Source organism: Opitutaceae bacterium, assembly GCA_041395105.1.
Taxonomy (GTDB): Bacteria; Verrucomicrobiota; Verrucomicrobiia; order Opitutales; family Opitutaceae; genus B12-G4.
In genome coordinates, this window is the sequence record JAWLBB010000003.1 from 403,367 (window position 1) to 419,241 (window position 15,875).

15 protein-coding genes are annotated in these 15,875 nt (G+C 61.1%); 9 read left to right on the top strand and 6 right to left on the bottom strand.

Features of this window, described 5'->3' with window-relative positions:
* The first annotated feature begins 41 nt into the window (after positions 1 to 41).
* The 3 genes from R3F07_13275 (at position 42) to R3F07_13285 (ending at position 3,947) form a co-directional block, all read left to right on the top strand.
* Complete coding sequence (locus R3F07_13275; GenBank protein ID MEZ5277347.1) at positions 42 to 2,369, top strand: heparinase II/III family protein; 2,328 nt, start codon at positions 42 to 44, stop codon at positions 2,367 to 2,369.
* Positions 2,370 to 2,768: 399 nt separating this feature from the next.
* A complete protein-coding gene (locus R3F07_13280) occupies positions 2,769 to 3,326 on the top strand; it encodes a DUF4252 domain-containing protein (GenBank protein ID MEZ5277348.1) in 558 nt (185 codons plus the stop codon).
* 30 nt (positions 3,327 to 3,356) lie between these two features.
* Positions 3,357 to 3,947 carry a hypothetical protein gene (locus tag R3F07_13285; GenBank protein ID MEZ5277349.1) on the top strand — a complete coding sequence of 197 codons (591 nt, stop codon included), beginning with the start codon at positions 3,357 to 3,359 and terminating at the stop codon, positions 3,945 to 3,947.
* Between the two features lie 55 nt (positions 3,948 to 4,002).
* Here the strand turns inward: R3F07_13285 and R3F07_13290 are convergent, their stop codons facing one another.
* Positions 4,003 to 4,905 (bottom strand): amidohydrolase family protein, encoded by a 903-nt coding sequence (locus tag R3F07_13290; protein ID MEZ5277350.1) that lies wholly within the window; start codon positions 4,903 to 4,905, stop codon positions 4,003 to 4,005.
* Between the two features lie 135 nt (positions 4,906 to 5,040).
* Here R3F07_13290 and R3F07_13295 point away from each other — a divergent pair, with 135 nt between their 5' ends.
* A complete protein-coding gene (locus R3F07_13295; GenBank protein ID MEZ5277351.1) occupies positions 5,041 to 6,147 on the top strand; it encodes an aminoglycoside phosphotransferase family protein in 1,107 nt (368 codons plus the stop codon).
* Between the two features lie 178 nt (positions 6,148 to 6,325).
* Here R3F07_13295 and R3F07_13300 read toward each other — a convergent pair whose 3' ends face one another.
* Positions 6,326 to 6,901, bottom strand: a complete 576-nt coding sequence (locus R3F07_13300; protein ID MEZ5277352.1) for a DUF5698 domain-containing protein — start codon at positions 6,899 to 6,901, stop codon at positions 6,326 to 6,328.
* 157 nt (positions 6,902 to 7,058) lie between these two features.
* On the opposite strand from R3F07_13300, the gene R3F07_13305 reads away from it, so the two are divergent.
* The gene (locus R3F07_13305) at positions 7,059 to 7,313 is read left to right on the top strand and encodes a hypothetical protein (protein ID MEZ5277353.1); all 255 of its coding nucleotides are present in this window, start codon (positions 7,059 to 7,061) and stop codon (positions 7,311 to 7,313) included.
* 185 nt (positions 7,314 to 7,498) lie between these two features.
* Here R3F07_13305 and R3F07_13310 read toward each other — a convergent pair whose 3' ends face one another.
* Positions 7,499 to 7,861: an antibiotic biosynthesis monooxygenase gene (locus R3F07_13310; protein ID MEZ5277354.1), complete on the bottom strand. Its 363-nt coding sequence runs from the start codon at positions 7,859 to 7,861 to the stop codon at positions 7,499 to 7,501.
* 199 nt (positions 7,862 to 8,060) lie between these two features.
* Between R3F07_13310 and R3F07_13315 the strand changes: the two genes are divergently transcribed.
* Positions 8,061 to 8,996 carry a phosphotransferase gene (locus R3F07_13315; protein ID MEZ5277355.1) on the top strand — a complete coding sequence of 312 codons (936 nt, stop codon included), beginning with the start codon at positions 8,061 to 8,063 and terminating at the stop codon, positions 8,994 to 8,996.
* Between the two features lie 297 nt (positions 8,997 to 9,293).
* Here R3F07_13315 and R3F07_13320 read toward each other — a convergent pair whose 3' ends face one another.
* Positions 9,294 to 9,524 carry a VF530 family protein gene (locus tag R3F07_13320; protein MEZ5277356.1) on the bottom strand — a complete coding sequence of 77 codons (231 nt, stop codon included), beginning with the start codon at positions 9,522 to 9,524 and terminating at the stop codon, positions 9,294 to 9,296.
* 91 nt (positions 9,525 to 9,615) lie between these two features.
* Complete coding sequence (locus R3F07_13325) at positions 9,616 to 9,972, bottom strand: CoA-binding protein (GenBank protein ID MEZ5277357.1); 357 nt, start codon at positions 9,970 to 9,972, stop codon at positions 9,616 to 9,618.
* 338 nt (positions 9,973 to 10,310) lie between these two features.
* On the opposite strand from R3F07_13325, the gene R3F07_13330 reads away from it, so the two are divergent.
* Genes R3F07_13330 through R3F07_13340 form a run of 3 tightly spaced genes read left to right on the top strand, consistent with a single transcriptional unit; the run spans position 10,311 to position 14,733 of the window.
* Complete coding sequence (locus R3F07_13330) at positions 10,311 to 12,218, top strand: 2-oxoacid:acceptor oxidoreductase subunit alpha (GenBank protein MEZ5277358.1); 1,908 nt, start codon at positions 10,311 to 10,313, stop codon at positions 12,216 to 12,218.
* Positions 12,219 to 12,220: 2 nt separating this feature from the next.
* On the top strand, positions 12,221 to 13,174 hold the full coding sequence (locus R3F07_13335; protein MEZ5277359.1) for a thiamine pyrophosphate-dependent enzyme: 954 nt from the start codon (positions 12,221 to 12,223) through the stop codon (positions 13,172 to 13,174).
* 17 nt (positions 13,175 to 13,191) lie between these two features.
* Entirely contained in the window at positions 13,192 to 14,733 is a 1,542-nt protein-coding gene (locus R3F07_13340; GenBank protein ID MEZ5277360.1) for a hypothetical protein, read from the top strand.
* 365 nt (positions 14,734 to 15,098) lie between these two features.
* On the opposite strand, the gene R3F07_13345 is transcribed toward R3F07_13340, so the two are convergent.
* Positions 15,099 to 15,863: a ribonuclease HII gene (locus tag R3F07_13345; GenBank protein MEZ5277361.1), complete on the bottom strand. Its 765-nt coding sequence runs from the start codon at positions 15,861 to 15,863 to the stop codon at positions 15,099 to 15,101.
* Positions 15,864 to 15,875 lie beyond the last annotated feature (12 nt).

Genomic DNA, 15,875 nt, shown 5'->3' on the forward strand with positions numbered 1-15,875 from the left:
ACTGACCGGACCCACTCTGCACGACACAAGGGATCTTCATCATGAAACTCACTCCCATCAACAGTGCCGAAGCCGTCTTCGAACCCTTTCACGATCCCGAGATCAGCGGATTCAAGGAATGGACGGTCGAATCCGATGGCGTCCGGGGATTCAAGGTCTGGCAGAACTGGATCTGGGTACAGTGGTCGTGGGAGGCACCCGCGGATGACGGCCAGGTCGTTCACTTCCACCGGAAACTCGATCTCGATTGCTCCAATTACGACCGTCTCATAGTCTGCGTGGCCATGCCCGAGGGCAGCATGGTCAGTCTTGAAGCGGTGACCGATGCCGGTCGCCGCATCCGCCGGGGCGATCCCTTCGGTCCCACCAAGCGCGAGGAATGGCTGCCGCTCGAGGGAGCCCGGCGCATCACCTCCCTCTCCATCAGGGCACACTTTCCAAAAGGACCTTCCGGAGACGGCTGGATCTATTGGATGGCCCTCCAGAGCACCGACCGACTTCCCGCCCATCTTGATCAGTGGGCGGGCTATGATGAACGGTGGGAGAAATACCTGCAACCGCCCGAGTTTGTGCCTTCCTTCAATCCGGCTTTCGGGCTGCTTCTGAAGGCGGATGAACTTGAAGCCGTGCGCAGGGAGTTTGCCGAAACGCCGGCCGCTGATGCCATGCGGGAGGCGGCCGTTGACGCCCGAGCCGTCCGGCCCGAGAGCCTGATCGGTCAATACGTCAATATGTGGAACTCGAATTCGCTCCGACGTGAACGCGACCACGGGAAAGTCATCATGATTCACGGAGCCAACGCGGCCCAGGCGGGCATGCTCCTCAAGGACAGGGAACTCTGTCGGCTGGCCGCGCGATTCGCAATCAGCATGGCGCACTGCGAGCGCTGGGACGACTGTTTTGTCTGCTATATGCCGGGCAGTTCCTGGGAGCAGCGCAGCTTTGTCCAATCCGTCTGTGTCTTTGAAACCGCTCTGATCCTCGACCTCTGTGGCGAATGGTTCACCGATGTCGGACGGAACCTGATACTGCGGCGGATCGCCGAAGAGGGCCTCGGCAATCTGAATTTCAACACCTGGTGGTGGGAGTACATCTTCCACTGCAACCAGCTCACCTGGTTCGCCCCCGGGCGGATCCTTGGATACCTGTTGCTCGAGCGGACCATGCCCGCGAAGTGCGGCGATCACCCTCCCCCGGAAACTTCGCGGGTCGCCCCCTACACCGAACTCGCGGTCAAGGACCTGCTGGAAAACCTGCACCACATTCTCCTGCCCGACGGCGGCTACGTCGAAGGGCCCACCTATTTCACCTGGGTCATCCGCCAGGCCTTCGTTTCCCTGCACCTCTATGCCCGGGCCCGCGGCCGCACCCTGGCCGAGGTCATGCCCACCCAGATCAAGTCCACCGCGGTCATGGCGGAGGTCCTCTATTCTACGGACGATCGGCAGGATATGATTCTGATCTGCGATGCGATGTATGCCTTTCCCGAAGCCCTTGCCTACCTCGCCGCCTACCTGCCGGACAGTCACTGGGTGAACATTTATCGGAAACAATTGTCGCGTGCCGGGGCCGCTCCGTCGCTTCTCGCCATGAGTTTGTCGGCGGATATCCCCGAGTCGGGGCCGCCCCTGCGGCCCTTTGTCGACATGCCCGAGACCGGGATGATGTGCTCGGTCCGTCGCCTGCAGGGAGAATTCGTCAGACTCTTCCTCATGGGCAATCGGGCCGGAGCCGGTCATACCCATGAAGACAAGGGCAGTTTCGTCCTTGAGTTCGCCGGTGATACATTCGCCCAGGAATTTGGAGTGGTCGACTACAGCAATCCGCTGACCGAGTCGCTGAAGCATGCCCAGCGCCACAACATGCTCACGCCTCTGTCGATGGATGAGCGTCCCTCCCCGGCCTGCCCGATCCTGTCCGCCATCCGGCCGACCGGCGCCGGGGACGAGACCCGATTCCATGCCGCGATGGATGTCAGCCCCGGATGGGAAGGCTGGTTCAGGAAATGGATACGCACCTGGGACTCACCGACCCCCGATGAACTCGTCATCACCGATGAATGGGCTGTGGAAAAGGGAAACGGCGTTGTCTTCCACTGGACCACGACTCTCCCGATGAAACGCGAAGATAACACCATTATCATCGAAGGCAGGCGCGGTATTGTCGAGATCACCATTCCACCTGGAACAGAAGCAATCATCGAGGCACTGCCCCTGATGAACCCCGACCGCCGGGCGATTGACGAACTTCGTCGCGAAATGGTGCGTTTCGGCCTGACCCACGCCGAAACCCAGCCCCGATTGCGGATTATCAAACAAGGAAAAGGCGGGATTCTGCAGGTCAGAGTTCAGTTGAGGCTCAAGTCGTAGACGGCAAAGGGAACCTCCGCATCAGTAGATCCGGGAGGTCTCTCCGCCATCGATTGGCAGGGCCGTACCGTTGACGATCTCAGCGGCGTCCGAACAGAGCCAGGCGATCATTTCCCCTACTTCCTCAGACTCGCCGAATAGCCTGGTGGCCGAATGGCGCTCGTGATGGGGGCAGGCCTCGGCATCAATCAACCTCTTGTTGGCCCATATGCTTCCGCCTCGCCCGTCCAAACCTGCGATCGGACGGCAAGGGAGCGACCGGACCCACAATTGACGGTGTCCAACTTCTCCACCGGCCGGAACCCGGCCACAACGCCAATCGGCGACTCTCTGCGACTTTTCTGCCGGCAACCGGGTTCTGTATTCGAACAGCACGAAAATCCCCAACCCATCCGAACCATGAAAAAGTCAAATCCACTCTCAGCCATCAGCCGTCTCGCCATTCTGACTGCCGCCGTCATCGCACCGTCCTTCGCGTCCGCTGCCGGATCCGTGACCGACGGGTTTGCTCGCGCGGCGGATCGCGAATATGTCGAGGTCAACCTGGACCGGAATCTCATTGAACTGGCCCTCGGCATCGTGGCCTCGAAGGAACCCGCCCTCGCCGCCACTTTCCAGGATATCGACCGGGTCAGCGTCAGGGTGATCGGCCTGGACGAAAGCAACCGGAGCGCTTCGCTCGCGCGGGTCGGCGAAATCCGGACCACCCTGGAGTCGGACGGATGGACCTCGATCGTGTCCGTCAACGAAGGCCAGGGGGGCGACAATGTATCCATTCTGGCCCGTGTTGTCGACGATGCCATCACCGGTCTCGTCATCACCGTGATTGACGCGGAAGACGAAGTCGTGGTCATCGATATTTCCGGACGAGTCAAAACCGAGCAGATCGCCGCCCTTATCGACCGCCTGAACATCGAAGGGCTCGGTGACCTCTCCAATCTCCTGGAGGAAGTCTGAACCGGTCACCTTGCCCGACCCAAAGCCACCATGTCCTCAAACAAGACATCCCACCGCGGCCGTCGATTCCTTCTTTGGACGCTCGGTACCATCGTCGTCACCTCTTTCCTCCTGGTCTTTGCCGTCTCCCGGATTTTCCGGGTCGACCGGAACGCCGCCCGGTTACGCGATGACTTTGTTCAATCCGTCAATGCCTCCGTCAGTTGTCAGGTGCAGTTCAATCTCGGACCGGCCGTCCTCGCTCCGGCGAGACTGATCCTCGGACTAGTCGAGGAAGTGCCACCCGAGGCCCGCCTGGCGATTTCCGCGGCCCGCCGGGCTTCGGTCGGCGTCTACACGATCGATTGTGCCGGAGGCTCGGTCGATCCGGATGCCCTGTTTGATTCGGCCACCCGAAAGATGGATGCCCGCGCCTGGAGCCGGATCGTCGCCGTTCGTGACGGCGATGAGTCCGTCATGATTTATCTGCCGCGAGAGTGGTCGGCCGATGATGAGGTCAATCTCTGCATCGCGGTCTGCGACGGGCAGGAACTCGTTCTGGTTTCCGCCAGAATCCGGACGGAACCCCTGCTCGCACTCGCTTCGATGCACCTGCCCGCGAATTTCCTCGGACCGATCTGAAAACGCGAACGCACCGATCCGGGAAGACGGGTTTCGACCGGTACCCATATCACTCTCACAACCGATAGGCTTCGATCGCCGTACCGCCCAGAACACGGGCCTGTTCATCGGTCGACAGGTTCGTCAACCATCCAAATACCAGGTCTCGCCAACGCTGGTAGCCGCAAGCCACCAGACAGACCGGCCAATCGGAACCAAACATCAATCGCTGGGGTCCGAAGGCATCCAGGACGATCTCGAAATACGGCCTCAACTGCTCCCCGGTCCAGGAAAGGAAATCCGCTTCCGTCACCATGCCTGACAACTTGCAGAAGACATTGGGTCGACGCGCCAGATCACGAACGTGTGTCTGCCAGGGCTCCATCAGCCCGTCCCGGATCCGGGGTTTGGCGATATGATCGAGGATGAAGACCTGTTCCGGATGCCGATCCACCAGACGGATCGCCGCCGGGAGTTGGTGTTCCACGACCAGGAGATCATAGGCCAATGAGATGCGCTTCAACGCCCGAATGCCCCGATTGAAATCGTCACACTCGACCAGGGCGTCATCCGGTTCCGATTGAAGACCGTGCCGGATACCCTTCAGCTTCCGCATCGTTGCCAGTGATTCCAGATCGGATTCCAACCGGGGTGACCTAAGATCGACCCACCCCACCACTCCCCGGATAAAGTCGTTCCGAGCCGCCAGATCCATCAACCACCGAGTCTCGACCAGGCTTTGTCGCGCCTGCACGGAGACCACGCCGTCGACACCCGCCGACGCCATCTCCCGCTCCAGGTCTTCCGGCAGGAAATCACGGCGGATCTTCTTCAGGGAATCGCCGATCCAGCCATACTCCTCCGGATCGTATCGCCAGAAGTGGTGGTGGGCATCGATCGTCACTGATTCGGGCATGGCGGCATCCCAGGATGTCAGGGAATAGGGAATTCCATGGTGAAGATCCAGCGGGGTGTCCATCCTTCAGTTCCCGGACAAGGCAAGACGAGGCTTCGGGCAGGGTGGTCGCCCTCATCGGTTTCCCAATCGACCGGGAATTCAGGTCGACACTTTCGCGGACAATTCCCAGGGTGGATCGCTGGCATCAGCAAATCCATGACCCCCGAATCCATCGCAGCCGAATTTGAAGTTCCCGGGCAGGTTGTCACCGTCCTCAGCATCGACAGCGGCAACGTCAACGACACCTACCGGGTGATTAAACGGACCACGTTCTCCGAGGTTCAGTTCGTCCTCCAGCGGATCAACCAGGCGGTTTTTCCGCGACCGGACCTGGTCATGGCGAACATGAAGGCAATCACGGATTTCGGTCACCGGCGCCTGGAGGAGCAACTGGCCACCTCCAACCGGATCTGGCAACTGCCCAAGGTCATCCCGACGGTGACGGGCAAGGACTTTTTCATCGACGAGAACGGCAGCTACTGGCGGGCGCTCTCCATGATCGCCTCGGCCTCATCTCACGAACAGGTGCTCAATGTCGAGCATGCCTATGAAGCCGGCTATGTGCTGGGCCATTTCCAGCGGATCATCGCCGATTTTCCCGCCGACCACCTGGCCGACACCCTTCCCGGCTTCCACATCACCCCCGGCTACCTGAAAACCCACGACAGAGTTATTGAGACCGAGAAGGCTCGGCAGAAGCTGAAGGCGTCCTCCGAAGCCCGCCGGATCGAAGAATTCATCCAGGAAAGGCGAGGCTTCGCCTCCGTGCTCGAAGACGCCCGCGAGCGGGGCGAGTTGCAGCTGCGGCCCATCCATGGCGACCCCAAGATCACCAATATCATGATGGACGAAATCACCGGCAAAGGAACCGCCATTGTCGATCTGGACACGGTGAAGCCCGGCTTGATCCACTATGATTTTGGCGACTGTGTCCGCTCCGTCTGCAATCCGGCGGGCGAGGAAGCGAGCGACCTGAAGGACGTCGTGGTCGATCTCGACTATTTCGAGGCACTGGTGCGCGGCTACCTCAAGCAGGCCCGCAACTTCCTGACCGACTGGGACCGCAAGTACCTCTACGATTCGGTCCGCCTGATCACCTTCGAACTCGGCCTGCGCTTCTTCACCGACTACCTCGCGGGTGACGTGTATTTCAAGACGAATTACGCCGCGCAGAACCTGAACCGCGGCCGGGTCCAGATGAAGCTTTGCGAGAGCATCGAGACCCGCGAGTCCATGCTCCGGCGGGTGCTGGAGAGCGTCTGACCCGAATGGTACTGAGTGAGGGGGTATCTTCAACTCAGAACAGGTAATTGTTCTTCTGGTGTAGTCGCCCCAGTCTCTTGGGGCGTATCGCCGTGGGTTCGCGGCAAGAGACTGCCGCGGCTACATTTCTTGATCCGTCCCGCACCCCCACTAACTTGGTGCCATTCGCTTCTGACCCCTATTTGCGTTTGATCAGATTGAACCAACTCGACGGCGGCAGGGGACTCCGGGAGCCGAAGTTGCGCACCCGGGTCGGGGTCTCGCAGACATAGAAGACATCCGGGTCGATTCGCTGAACAAGCTCGAGGGCTTCTGGCATCCGCCGCCGCTCGCAGATGATATGCAGTTCGCTGACCGGCCCACGGGCCCCTTCTCCCTCGTAGCGTGTCACCCGGAAGCCGTTTTCCCGCAACGAAGCAGCGATTTCGAGAGCAAGCCGGGCGGTGAATATCCGTAGGATGGCGTGACCCAAGGCAAGCTTCTTCTCGAGCATGATGCCGACCACGTTCCCGGTGGAGAATCCGAACGCGTAAAAGACCAGCAGCCAGGGTCGATCAAGAACCGTGTTCAGAACCGCGGCGATCACGACCAGCCAGATGGTGACCTCGAAGAGACCCAGAACGAAAACCAGGGCGACCCGGCCCTGAACCGTCGCGATCGTGCGGACCGTTCCGATGGAAACGTCCAGGACCCGGGCAAAAAAGACAACCACGGCAAGCAGGCCGATCGGCAGACTGTTCAGGTCGAGTTCCATTCAGAGCGAGGATGCAGGCTTCTCTACCGGGAGCAAGTGCCTCCCTCGGCAATCGGTTTCGGGAAAACCCACCGCGTCGTCCGGTCAGGATGCATGAACCCCACGCGGGTCTGAATCCGTCGTCCAGCCTGACTCAAACCAAAGGTAGGATACTGGAATGGCACCTGGTTGGCAGAGGTTGAGGGAAACGTCCCGGGCCTCGGTCGTGCTTCCCGACACCATCGAGATGGGCCGGGACGGGTCGATGGCGCGCCCGGCGGTCACGCCCCACCGCCAGATCGGTCCCATCAGGTTGGGTGTCACCGCCGGGCGCACCGTTCCGACAGTCAATGGCGGACTCGACAATCAGCCCCTCAACCAGGTGCCGTTCCAGCAGGCTGCGTTCTGTTTGGTGAATCAAAAGAATACGTAGTTTGCTACGGCTTGTTTTCCTGTCCAAAACCCTACGGTCCATGCTACGTTTTGTTTGGTGCCGCCACCGTGCTCCACCATGAGCCTGCCGAATGGCTCCGCCGCGGTTCGTCCGGACCGCGACGCTTCCGATGACAGGCCCGTGCGCCGGGAAAGGGAGCGGCCGTCAAGACAGGGGCGGTGCGCTCAGCGCCGGAAGCCGCCGAGTTCCCCGAGGTGGACGGCTCCATGGCCCGCCAGGGCGCTCCGGACCTCCTCACTCGGATTTCCGTAGACAGCCAGGCCGGTCGGCTCCAGACAATCGAGAAATCGTTCCGCATACTTCTCGCCGAAAGTCGCGATATGGACCATGGCGGCGGCCGAATCCGCATAGCTCTCGATGATATGACAGGAGGTTCCGTCCGGGCTGATGTACCACTCGTAGATGAGTGTGCCGGGTTCGTTGGACGCGGTGGCTTTGGACATCTCGGCGCAGAGGGCGCGCAGGGTCTCCTGTTTGCCGGGCTTCACATTCAACTTCAGGTGCCAGGTGATTCGATTCGAGGCCATGGTGAGGTTCGACAGGGGTTTATCTTTCCGAGTTGCAGGGCTGGAACTGTCCGATTTTTGTGAATGCTGGACCGCTGCGTGGCGAGGAAAATCCTGAAGGAGATACCCGGGGTGCCGGGCAGCGGGCTGGACGACGGACGGCTCGGATGACGGTTCCTCCGTTGACGATTTGACCGCCGGGGAGCAGTCTCCGCAAATCATGAAAGACCTGAAGAACCGGATAGAGACCTGGCTCGCCTCGATCGAGCCGGGAAGTCGGTTGCTTCGGGTCTGGTCACTTGGCGGGGGCACATCTTCCGGAATGACCGCGTTCCGCTTTTCGAGCCGTGGTGAAACCCGGACCCTTGTCCTCCGCCAGCCCAACGACTGGACATTGGAAAACCGTCCCGGGACCGTGCGCAACGAGTTCCGACGACTCCGGGCGCTCCACCAGGGCCATATCGCCGTCCCGCATGCCGTCTTTTGCGACGAATCGGGAGCCGTTTTCGGTCGACCCGGACTGGTGATAGACTACATCAAAGGCCGCCCCGAATTCGAGCCCGGAGACATGGCTCAATATCTTCGGCAATACACCCGGCAACTGGCGGACATCCACCACTTCGACCTGACGAACAAAGAGCTGGTCTTGTTGGAGGCACCGGCAATCGACATTGATCCGCGCGCGGACGACCGAATCGCCGCGGCCGAGAAAATCTACCGGGTGGATTGCATCTACGCCGCCTTGACCGACCATGCCGGTCGGACTTCCGGCAATGATGAGATGCTCCTGCACGGCGATTACTGGCCCGGCAACACCCTCTGGCGGGACGGATCGCTGGTGGCGGTAATCGACTGGGAGGAAGCGACCAGAGGGGATCCGCTTCACGACCTTTCGATTGCGAGGCTCGACCTGTGGTTTGCCTTCGGTCGGGGCGCCGCCCAGGCCTTCACGGAGTATTATCAGGCCCTCAACCCCATTGACATGACCCTTCTGCCACTCTGGGACCTGCGCGCGGCACTCCGACCGGTGGGTAATCTCGAAGTCTGGGCAACCTGCTACGGGCCGATGGGGCGCCCCGACATCACGCTTGATCGGATGAAGGCGGCGCACATCGAATTCGTCGACCAGGCCTTTGAGGCCCTGCGGGCGCTTTGACGGACTAGGGCGAATCGACATTCAAATTGCGCTGCTGGTGAGAAGAGAAGCGGAAGCAGCGCAAGGCGGTGGCACGGAAGGCGTGCTGGAAGCACGTGTCCGTGCCACCAACGCCGCGACCTTCCGCTTCGCTCATCCTTCGGACGGGTCTGCGGAAGCGCTCAGCCGCGTTCCTTTTGCGACAGAAGCCCTTCAAGGGATTCTCGCCGCAAAAGCGCCTTGCTGAGGCCCTCCCGCAGTTCCCGCCAGCGCACAATTTGAATGTCGATTCGCCCTAGTGGTCGCGACTGCCTGCCATCAGTTTCGATTGCGGCGGATCATCTGCAGAAAGAGCGACTCCACCCTGGATCGCGCCCAGGGTGTTTTCCGCAGGAACTTGAGACTGGATTGAACGCTTGGGTTATCGTTGAAGCAATTGATTCGGATACGTGCGCCCAATTCCTCCCATCCATAATGATCCACCAGGTCATTCAGAATCGCCTCCAGGGTCATCCCGTGGAGGGGATCGTTGCTTTTCGGGTTTGTCATCAGGCGTCTGTTCCCAACATTCCTGCCGCCTGCTCCATCCACGGTTTGGTCAGCGGAAGAATGGCCTGGGCCGCGGGTCGATTGGGCCTGGTCAGTATTGACCCGTGCTGAGAAGGACCAGGGTGCAGGCCTCGATCACGGCAATCCCCTTCGATTCAAGCAGCTGCTGAAACTCGGGATTCTCCGTGCCGGGGTTGAAGATGACCCGCCTGGGTTTGAGGCGGATTACGTAATCCGAGATATCCGCCTGGAAACGCGGCCCGATGTAGAGGGTCACCGTATCGACATCCGGAACCGCGGGTTGGCCCGTCACGACGGGGATGGTTCCGATGGTCCCGGCGGCGCGGCCCACCGCAACGACTTCATGATGATGGTCCGCCAACATTCGCACCGCTTTGTTCGCGTAACGCTCCTCGTTGTCACTCGCCCCCAATACCAGAGTCTTCATCGTTTGGATAATTGCCCGGAGTCTGGTCCGGGAACGAGCCGGTTCCAATCACAAAACCGCCGTCATCCGGCAGACCTGCATTCCGCCGGTAGTCCGGTCGACGCCACGGCGCCAACCGAACGGCATAGGAGGAATTCGTAGATTTGACGGATTCCTGCTTGGTTTCTGGTTCCGGCTCAAATACAACGACTCAGGATTAGAATGTATTGTGGCATGCAGGAGTGTTTCTTGTGGAAACCCAGCTGGCACTCGAGCTGGAATCCGGGCGTCGCAACGCCAGCCCAATCCTGCGGCCCGCATGCCATAAGCGGCGCTGCAAACCCCAAGCATATATTCTTATGAGCAGTCCCCGAATCGTTCGTTTGCCCGAACACATTGTCGAAATTGTGAGCGATGCCGGAGAGGGCGCCCAGAAGGCGGCTCTTGCCTTTGCCCAGATCTGCGCGAAGGCCGGCAACGGACTCTGGACGGTCGAGATCATCCCATCAGAGATTCAGCCTCCGCCCCATACCACCGGCAGTGCGAGCGGCAATCGCATCCGTTTGGCCGAGCGCAGTGAGGTGACCAACGCGGGCGACCGTGCCAATGTTGTTTTCGCCTTCAACGAGATGGCCCTTCTATCGCGCATCGAGGCGGAGAGCCTGGCCGATGATGTGATGGTGCTGATCGACAACCAATGGGCCACCCACGCGATTGAGAAGTATCACGACAGCTACCGCGAAGTTCTGGCCCGGGCCAGGTCAATGGGCGCCCGGGTCATCGAGATTCCGCTTGAGAGCGAAACCCTGCGTCACACCGACGACCCCAATCGCGGCAAGAACATGTTTGCCGTCGGTCTGCTCTGTGCCCTCTACAGCAAGGAACTTCGGATCCTCCAGGAAATCATCCGCACCATTTTCAAGAAGAAGACGCGCGATGTCATCGAGACAGCCGTGAAACTGGCCGCTGCGGGTTACGACTACGGCCTGGCAAACTTCGAAGAGCGTTACGAGATCCAGGCGCTCCCGTCGGACATCCCGAAGGTGGCAATGAACGGAAATACCGCTCTGGCCCTAGGTGCCGTTGCCGCCGGCTTTGAATTGTGTTCGATGTACCCGATCACTCCGGCCACATCCGCTTCACACGCCCTGGCGGAGATCTTTGAAGAGTTCGGCGGATTCGTCCACCAGGCCGAAGACGAGATCGCTGCCATCGGTGTCGCCCTGGGCGCATCCTACGCCGGCAAGACCGCCCTGACCATGACCTCCGGTCCGGGCATGGCCCTGAAGACCGAGTTCCAGGGGCTGGCTGTCATGACGGAGACGCCCCTTGTCATCGTCGATGTTCAACGGGGCGGCCCGAGCACCGGCCTGCCCACCAAGATTGAGCAGGGAGACCTCCTGCACTGCCTTTACGGTGCCCCCGGAGACGCGCCCAAGGTCGTGATTGCACCGAGCACGATCGAAGAGTGCTACTATATCCTCTCTGTCGCCCGGAAGATCGCCGAGGAATTCCGTATGCTTGTGATCGTGCTTTCGGACGCCAATCTGGCCACCGGACGCCAACTCTTCGCCCGGCCCGACGTCGCCTCGACTCCCCGGCGTCCCCCGATGGACCTCAACCCGATCGCCCCGGGCACCCTGCCCTATGACTGGGATCCGACCACCGGACTCTCGCAGCGACTCATACCCGGCCAGCCCGGCGGCATGGGCATCACCACTTCACTCAACCACGACCGCAACGGCAAGGCCTGTTACGATTCCGAACGCAACCAGCGCGGTCACGCCATGCGCAGCCGCAAACTTGCCGCCCTCCAGAAAAGCCTGCACCCGCCGACAATCCACGGACCCGATTCAGGCGATCTCCTTGTCGTCGGTTGGGGCAGCACCCGCGGGACGATCGAAGAAGCGGTTGACCGGGCCCGACTGGAAGGGCTCGAAGTCTCCTCGGTCAACATTCAGTTCCTCAGTCCCTTCCCCCCGGGACTAAAGGAGATTTTCTCGCGTTTCCGGAAGATCATTACAGTCGAACTGAACTACAGCGACGATTGGGACGACCCGTTGATCACCCATGAGAACCGCCGCTACGGGCAATTGGCCTGGGTCCTGCGCGCCTACACCCTGCTTGACATTGATTGTTACGCGCGCGTGCCCGGCCGGCCCTTCATGCCGGTTGAAATCTACGAAGAGATCCGGCGCTGTATCGGGGCCGACCAGGATGCCCCGGAATCCCTGTTAGCCACGTCCGAAGCCAAAGGAGGAAATTGACCATGTCGACGATCATTGACGACTGCCTTGAAGAGACTTGCGCCATCGAATCCCATACGCTGGCCGATTACGAGTCCGAGATACCCCGGTGGTGTCAGGGCTGCGGTGACCATGGGGTCCTCGCCGCGTTGCAGCGGGTCCTGCGCAAGAACAACCTCGACCCGGAAAACGTCGTTTCGGTCTCGGGAATCGGTTGTTCCAGCCGCCTGCCGCATTACCTGAAGACCTACGGATTCCATGGAATCCACGGGCGCGCCCTGCCCATCGCGACCGGCGTCCGCCTGTCCCGCCCGGAACTCAATCTCATCGTCACGATGGGCGACGGGGATTGCTTCAGTATTGGCGGCAACCACTGGCTGCACGCCATCCGCTACAATATCAATGCCGTCGTACTCGTACTCGACAATGAGATTTACGCCCTGACCAAGATGCAGGTCTCCCCAACCACCCCGGATGGCTGGCGCACCAATACGACGCCCAAAGGGACCTATCTCCAGCCGCTCAACCCCCTCAGTGTGGTGGTCGGCATGACCAATGTCTCGTTTCTCGCCCAGTCGGCCACCTGGTTGCCCGCCCACCTCGATGAGACAATCGAAAAGGCGTTCGATCACCACGGACTTTCCTTTGTCCGCATTCTCCAGCGTTGCCCGGTCTTCATGCCGAAAGCCTTCGGAGAAGGTGGGGCTCACTTTCCCATCGTTTTCCTGGAGAACCCTGAGGGAATCCCGATCGACCCCAGCCTGCTCAAGCGCGGACCGAGCCAGCCGCACAATCACCGCGACATCAATGAAGCCCAGCGGGTCGCCGTCACGGTCGATCCGGCCCCGATGGGTTTGATCTACCGCAATCCCGACGTGCCGACCTACGAGGATATCCGCTGGGGCCGGCAGGAAAGACCCGATCATGAGACCTTCGTCCAGCGGCTGGACCGGGCCCTCGACCGTTACGCCGTCTGATTCAAGCGATGTCCACCATGCACGATCAGATCCTCCAACCCGCATCGGATGTCTGGCGTCACCACTGCGCCGCTCTGGTTGACGCCCTCACCCAGGCTATCCGCGAACTGGACCGACTCGTCCGCCTGGACGAATACCACCGCCACGGGCACGATCCCCAGGACCTCGAGAAGGCGATCGGCCCGCTCGGCTCGTCCGCCCTCGATCTGAACGCGCTCTCACGGATCCTGGGCGAGAGCACGCGGACGCGCGCGATGGCGCCCGACCGCCTCGAGCGGGTCCAAAGGCTCCTGAAGGAACTCGGCGAAATGAAGGCACGGTGTGTCACCGATCCCCACACCTGCGCTTCAATCGAGATCGACGAGGATGAGAACACCATTCATGAGGCGGCCGAGAATCACCTCAACCGGATGGCGACCGTCTTTCGTGCCTTGCGCATCGCCCAGCTGGAAACCCGCTCGAAGTACGACCCGGGAACCCATGATGCGGTCTTCAGCAGTTTCGACTGGCGGCAGCTCAGCCCGGCCGAACTCAGGCTGTGTCCCCCTTTCCTCGTCATCGCCCGTCTGAACCGGGAAACCGGCCCTCAACTGCGCAAGATGATGTCGTTGCTCGAGAGCCGGAAGCCGGTCAAGATCGCCGCCCTGCGATCCAGCTTCAGCAAGTCCTATTCGAGTACTTCCGATACCAGCGTTCCCGCCAGCATGGCGCTTGAGACCCTTCCGCTCGCCATGCGTGGTGTCAGTTTTGTGCAGACCTGCATTGCGGCACCGGATTTTCAGAAACGCATCTTCGACGGCCTGACCTCCCCGCGACCGGGCGTTATCTCGCTGCTCTGCCGCCGCGACGACGAAGCGCATGAAGCTTTTGTCCTGCGGGCAGAGCGGGCCATCCACTCCCGGGCCTTCCCCATCTGCGTCTACGATCCTGATCGGGCCCATGGTTTTGTGACCTGCTTCGATCTTTCGGCCAATCCGTCTCCGGAGACTCTCTGGATTTCAGAAACCTTCAGCGCACCGGACGAGAACGGCGAAATCCGCAAGCACACCGAACCCTATACGTTCGCCCATTTTGCCGCGGGCGAGGAAGAGTTCGCATCCGAGTTCACCGCGATCGATCCGGCGGTTCCAGCCGACCACCTCATCCCCATCGCCGACTATCTCGACCTCACCCGCCGGCAGCGGGTCGGTGTGCAACCCGTCCTGACGCGACACCACGCCGGGCAGGCGATCGACCGCAGGGTGGTCTCTCAGGTCATGGTCACCCAGACCGGGGATCGGCTCCATCTCTGGAGGACGCTCCAGGAGATCTCCGGAATCAACAACCCTTACGTCAACACGACCCGTTCCGCCTTGAGCAAGGAATTCGGTGTGCAGCAAAAGGCACTCCTGGAGAGCCTGCAAAGGGACATGGAGAAGGCCGCCTCCCATCGCGAGCAGGTCGCGGTGGCCGCGGCGGTGCGCAAACTCGTGGCCCACCTGACCGGAGTTGATGCCTCGGAAATCGACCTCCGGGGGATCCTGCCGCCCCCTTCCGAAGCCGTCACTTCCCCGCCCTGAAATCCGCGGGGGCCGTGTCCGAGCCGGTCGGCGACCCGAGTGGGCGTGGCCTGTCCACGCCTCTCCGCGACCGTTCCCGGACCGGGGCTAGGGCGAATCGACATTCAAATTGTGCGCTGGCGCGAACTGCGGGAGGGCCTCAGCAAGGCGCTTTTGCGGCGAGAATCCCTTGAAGGGCTTCTGTCGCAAAAGGAACGCGGCTGAGCGCTTCCGCAGACCCGTCCGAAGGATGAGAGCGAAGCGGAAGGTCGCGGCGTTGGTGGCACGGACACGTGCTTCCAGCACGCCTTCCGTGCCACCGCCTTGCGCTGCTTCCGCTTCTCTTCTCACCAGCAGCGCAATTTGAATGTCGATTCGCCCTAACACTATTCGGCGAACTGGAAGACCTCCTGACCTTCGTGTTCCACGGCAGTCAGGGTCTTGCGGATGAAGAGGCTGCGGTGCATGGCGGTGGGGCCGGCCGCGATCAGGGCGTGCCGGTGGGCATCGGTCCCGTAACCCTTGTGCTTCGAAAATCCATAGTCCGGATACGCAGAATCGAGCGAATCCATCAGGCGGTCGCGGGTCACCTTGGCCACGACCGAAGCCATCGCGATGACGAGCGAGCGGGCATCTCCTTCGACAAACGCGCGATGGGGGAATCCCAGGTTGCGGACGGGCCGTCCATCAACCAGGACTCTCCAGTCCGTGATGCATTCGCCGGGCATCAGGTCGGATGATTCGACCGGGTCGAAGAGCGGATCCGGCGCATGGGCGCGGATCTGCCCCAGTCGGAGCACATTGAGGATGGCCCGGCGCATCGCGAGGGTGGTCGCGCCGAGTATGTTGACCTGTTCGATCTCCTCGACCGAGCCCATCCCGGATGCAAACAGGATCCGGTGTTCGGACATCAGCCAGTTCATCCGGCTGTAAAGTCGCTCGCGCTGATCGACGCTCAACTGCTTGGAGTCGTTGATCTGACCCGCATGACGCCGGCACCAGTCGCTTTGCAGAAATCCATTGTCGATCAGGACGGCCGCGGCGACGACCGGACCCGCCAGTGCCCCGCGCCCGGCCTCATCCACCCCGATCAGGCCGAGCCGACCCTTGATCTGGCGCAGGTCGAACCCCCGGATCCGTTTCGAAGCCATCGATCCCTTCTC

Bases quoted from the DNA above. Each gene is read 5' to 3' on its own strand.
- R3F07_13335 (MEZ5277359.1), top strand. From the start codon at position 12,221: ATGTCGACGATCATTGACGACTGCCTTGAAGAGACTTGCGCCATCGAA.
- R3F07_13330 (MEZ5277358.1), top strand. From the start codon at position 10,311: ATGAGCAGTCCCCGAATCGTTCGTTTGCCCGAACACATTGTCGAAATT.
- R3F07_13300 (MEZ5277352.1), bottom strand. From the start codon at position 6,901: ATGGAACTCGACCTGAACAGTCTGCCGATCGGCCTGCTTGCCGTGGTT.
- R3F07_13295 (MEZ5277351.1), top strand. From the start codon at position 5,041: ATGACCCCCGAATCCATCGCAGCCGAATTTGAAGTTCCCGGGCAGGTT.
- R3F07_13340 (MEZ5277360.1), top strand. From the start codon at position 13,192: ATGCACGATCAGATCCTCCAACCCGCATCGGATGTCTGGCGTCACCAC.
- R3F07_13345 (MEZ5277361.1), bottom strand. From the start codon at position 15,863: ATGGCTTCGAAACGGATCCGGGGGTTCGACCTGCGCCAGATCAAGGGT.
- R3F07_13275 (MEZ5277347.1), top strand. From the start codon at position 42: ATGAAACTCACTCCCATCAACAGTGCCGAAGCCGTCTTCGAACCCTTT.
- R3F07_13315 (MEZ5277355.1), top strand. From the start codon at position 8,061: ATGAAAGACCTGAAGAACCGGATAGAGACCTGGCTCGCCTCGATCGAG.
- R3F07_13325 (MEZ5277357.1), bottom strand. From the start codon at position 9,972: ATGAAGACTCTGGTATTGGGGGCGAGTGACAACGAGGAGCGTTACGCG.
- R3F07_13280 (MEZ5277348.1), top strand. From the start codon at position 2,769: ATGAAAAAGTCAAATCCACTCTCAGCCATCAGCCGTCTCGCCATTCTG.
- R3F07_13290 (MEZ5277350.1), bottom strand. From the start codon at position 4,905: ATGGACACCCCGCTGGATCTTCACCATGGAATTCCCTATTCCCTGACA.
- R3F07_13305 (MEZ5277353.1), top strand. From the start codon at position 7,059: ATGGCACCTGGTTGGCAGAGGTTGAGGGAAACGTCCCGGGCCTCGGTC.
- R3F07_13320 (MEZ5277356.1), bottom strand. From the start codon at position 9,524: ATGACAAACCCGAAAAGCAACGATCCCCTCCACGGGATGACCCTGGAG.
- R3F07_13310 (MEZ5277354.1), bottom strand. From the start codon at position 7,861: ATGGCCTCGAATCGAATCACCTGGCACCTGAAGTTGAATGTGAAGCCC.
- R3F07_13285 (MEZ5277349.1), top strand. From the start codon at position 3,357: ATGTCCTCAAACAAGACATCCCACCGCGGCCGTCGATTCCTTCTTTGG.